Origin of the sequence: Microbulbifer epialgicus (assembly GCF_041447265.1) — a bacterium.
GTDB lineage: Bacteria > Pseudomonadota > Gammaproteobacteria > Pseudomonadales > Cellvibrionaceae > Microbulbifer > Microbulbifer epialgicus.
This window is the reverse complement of record NZ_JBGMEK010000186.1, coordinates 1-2835: the sequence shown is the minus strand read 5'-3', so window position 1 is coordinate 2835 and position 2835 is coordinate 1. Positions and strand designations below refer to the sequence as shown.

The following is a 2835-nucleotide window of genomic DNA, read 5'->3' as shown; positions in this document are numbered from 1 at the left end:
CGTTTTCAAATTTACGAAGGAAGTATGAATGCCGATAGGCTGATTGACTTTCTTAAGCGATTGATCAAAACAGCGGGGCGTAAAGTTTACCTCATTCTGGACAATCTTAGGGTACATCATGCACGATTTGTTAAAGCTTGGCTGGCAGAGCACGAGGATGAGATAGAAATTTATTATTTACCATCATATTCACCTGAACTGAATCCAGATGAGTATTTGAATTGCGACCTTAAAGGGGGCGTTCACAGTGGCATGCCAGCCCGATCCAAGGAGAAGCTAAAAAGGAAAGTGCTTTCTCACATGAGAATGTTACAAAAGAAGCCCGCGCGTGTAGCAGCCTACTTCCGACACGAATCAATTAGGTACGCAGCATAACTGAACTATTTGTCCGCCGGGTTAATAATGATTCGAATTTTCCGGTAACTGAAAAGGACAAATTCGGCCCCTCGGTCAAATCGTGGATGCAATCTATGTTATCTAAAGTAATTGATACGAGTTGGCAGATTGAATTGGGCGTAGCGGGAAGTCTGATTGCCACAACATTAAACAACTACTATGGACTAATCACATAAATCGGGTAGCCGGCAATTCCTAGCTACAGGCCCCCACGCCACCCATCGTGCGGGTCCGCAATGGGCAGTTCCCTACCCGTAATGAATCTCTACTCAACGATAGTGTCGAGCAGCTCTTCATCTGAGTTGAGTATCATGGCAGTGCGCTACCTCAACTTTATCCAACGGGAAACATATCGCTAGGCCAGCCCTGCCCTTTAACTCGTCGAGTTTGGGTTCAGTCCTTCACCATGTCCAAGGTATTAATCTTGACATTAGGCTACTATGCCGTCGGCTGACTTCTGTTGAATCACCTTGGTCACTACTGACCGAGGTGCTGCTGTGTTCCACCACTTTTTTCTATCTCCGCGATGGTGGGGCTAGCGGGTTGGGCCTACTTATGAATCAGCGGCAACGTTGACAGCTTCATAGTAGTAATCTAAACCGGCCTCCCCAGTTAAGAACGTGAACTCTCACTACACAACTGCATCATTGACTCTACCCTTTAGACCACCCCGTTTCGGTGCCTTTGGCCACCTCGCCTCCAAGCTAAGCCTTATAGGATGTTTCTGTTCGTCAGCTCGTAGTTTGCTAGCGGCTTCCTCCCCACAAGACATCACGGTATTGCAGTTGCCATTCGCTAGTAGTTAGCATTTAATAGAATCCATTAAATGGCGATTTTCCTACAGGGTACTTCCGTCCCATTAGTCCGCGCCCATACTGGGCGTACCAAAGCGCACAACCTGACGACTTTGCCGCCGGCTCGTTAGGCAATCACGTCATCAACAATATAACAAGGAAAAAATAGTGATATTGGAAACTACACTAACTAGACATGAAGCTATGTCTAAATTTAGGGAGCAACATCGGATAGCTAAACCGGTTGTTTATCTAAAGCAACTTGATAAACGAATGATTTATCGAATGGGAAAAAATGATACTACAAGAATAACTAGATTAAGGCATCATGAAGATAGCCGCCCAATGAAGAGTGTTAATAAAAGAACGGGGATTGAGACCTCGAAGAGGAATGAAATAATCACCTTCAAAGAAAACGATGAGCTTTATGTATTAGAAAAATCAGGTGGTGTCTCTTTATTTGATGCTATGAGCCCAAAACTTAAAATGGGCAAAAATGACTGTTGGTATTATGTGCCAAAGAATGTCGTTATACCAGAGGGAATTCTTATCGCCAAGGATGTTGAGCCTGACGCACATGGGCATTTTCACTATGCCTTCCAGCCTGCATACAGCATGAAATTATCAGAATTCACTGATAAACTAAGTGAAATCGGAACACAGATGAGAAAGGTATGAGTGAGTTAAGAGAATTATCTTATAAAGAAATATCATATATCCGTTCAGCCTTGGAAGGCTATATTGGTCTTTTGAAACTAGATATTGAATCTGAAGAAATAGATGATGATGAAAGAATGGATCTTCAAGAAGATTTACTGTTTTATGAAAAACTTCTGTATACCTTTCAGAAATCCGAGAAGCAATCTGTGGATTTAAAACAAATTCAATCTATCGCTATCAAAAAAAGGTAGCGCTTCGTATTTAGTTTCCCTGCCTAAATCGGGTAGCCGGTAGTTTCTAGCTACCGGCCCCCACACCACCCATCGTGCGGGTCCGCAATGGGCGGTTCCCTATCCGCAATGAATCTCTACCCAACGATAGTGTCGAGCAGCTCCTCATTTGAGCTGAATGTCATGGCAGTGCGCTACCTCAAATTTATCCAACTGGAAACATATCAGTAGGCTAGCCCTGTCTTTTAACTCGTTGATTTTGGGTTCAAGCCTTCACCCTATCCAAGGTATTAATCTTGGCATTCGGCTAATATACCATCGGCTGACTTCTGTTTAATCACCTGGTCATTACTGAGCGAGGCTCTGCTTTGTTACACCACTTTTGTCTATCCTCGCGATGATGGCTAGCAGGTTTGGCCTACTTATGAGTCCACAGGCCACGCTGACAGCTTCATAGCAGTAAGCTAAACAGACCTCCCCACAAGACATCACGGTATTACAGTTGCCATTCGCTAGTAGTTAGCATTTAATGGAACCCATTAAATGGTGATCCTCCTACTGAGGACTTTCACCCCATTAGTCCACGCCCATGCTGGGGTACCAAAGGCCAGCACAATCGCCAGATGCGAAAAGCTCATTCGGCTGGACTCGCTACACCGCGTTCTGCTCGCCTGTGTGGCCGGCGTTATAAGGTAAGCGGTACATGAACCACATTGTTCAACTTGCTTTGGCAGGCTGCCAAGATACCCCCTCCA

The 2835-nt window shown here is 44.7% G+C and carries 3 protein-coding genes; all 3 read left to right on the top strand.

Features of this window, described 5'->3' with window-relative positions:
• A partial coding sequence (locus ACCI49_RS24220) for a transposase (protein ID WP_371837343.1) occupies positions 1–375 on the top strand: 375 nt, incomplete at its 5' end.
• 983 nt (positions 376–1358) lie between these two features.
• Complete coding sequence (locus tag ACCI49_RS24215; protein ID WP_108732065.1) at positions 1359–1868, top strand: Tse2 family ADP-ribosyltransferase toxin; 510 nt, start codon at positions 1359–1361, stop codon at positions 1866–1868.
• Complete coding sequence (locus tag ACCI49_RS24210; protein WP_108732064.1) at positions 1865–2101, top strand: hypothetical protein; 237 nt, start codon at positions 1865–1867, stop codon at positions 2099–2101. The genes ACCI49_RS24215 and ACCI49_RS24210 overlap by 4 nt, the downstream gene beginning before the upstream one ends.
• Positions 2102–2835 lie beyond the last annotated feature (734 nt).

Coding starts and splice junctions, on each gene's coding strand:
- ACCI49_RS24210 (WP_108732064.1), top strand. CDS start 1,865: ATGAGTGAGTTAAGAGAATTATCTTATAAAGAAATATCATATATCCGT.